This is a genomic window from Kineococcus siccus, assembly GCF_009906795.1.
In the GTDB taxonomy this organism is placed as follows: domain Bacteria; phylum Actinomycetota; class Actinomycetes; order Actinomycetales; family Kineococcaceae; genus Kineococcus; species Kineococcus siccus.
In genome coordinates this window covers 1-690 of the sequence record NZ_JAAALN010000437.1, presented here as the reverse complement: position 1 = coordinate 690, position 690 = coordinate 1, and the positions used below count along the sequence as shown (strand labels likewise).

The 690-nt window shown below is 75.9% G+C and carries 1 pseudogene; it reads left to right on the top strand.

From position 1 onward, the window contains the following. A pseudogene (locus GTR02_RS22015) lies at positions 1-687 on the top strand (hypothetical protein); the annotation flags it as partial. Between the last annotated feature and the right edge of the window lie 3 nt (positions 688-690).

The window sequence follows — 690 nt, the reverse complement described above, 5'->3', positions numbered from 1 at the left end:
CCCCCGGTGCCGCCGCCCGCGCCGACGCCGACCAAGCGGCCCGCCGTGGTGTGGACCCAGGTCTGCCTCGTCGGCAGCTTCGACCCCGTCACGCGGGTCCCGCTCGGTCGGGTCTCGACGAGGACCTCGCAGGTCCCTTTCTCCCCGGACGACCCGCCGGGCACCCGGCCGCCCTTCTGGTGGGAGCTGACCGACGGGCAGCGCGCGTTCGCCGAGCTCGCCGACGAGAGGGTCGGGCGGATCGTCACGAGCGACGTGCGGACGTCGCCGTCGGCGGTCCCCCGCGTGCGGCAGGTCGTCTCCTTCTCGCTGGAGGACCGCACACCGCCGCCCGTGCTGGAGAAGGCCGGCGTGCAGATGCGGGCACGGGTGCTGTCGCTGAGCGTCGACCCGGGCGAACCCGGCCGGGCGCCCGTCACCTGCGCCGGCCCCGGCACGGTGCTCGCCCCGGGCGCCCTGGACCGCACCGGACCCGGCATCTGCTCGTTCGACTACCACCGCACGTCGGCCGGCGCGGACTTCGGGGCGCCCGAGAACGTCGAGGTGCGGCTCACGGCCACCTGGCGCATCGAGTTCCGCGACGCCGACGACGGCGCGTGGACTCCGCTGCGCGACATCACCCAGACCCGCTCCTCGGGTCTGCGCGTGCAGGAGGTGCAGACCCTCGTGGTCCCCGCGGCCCCCTGACCC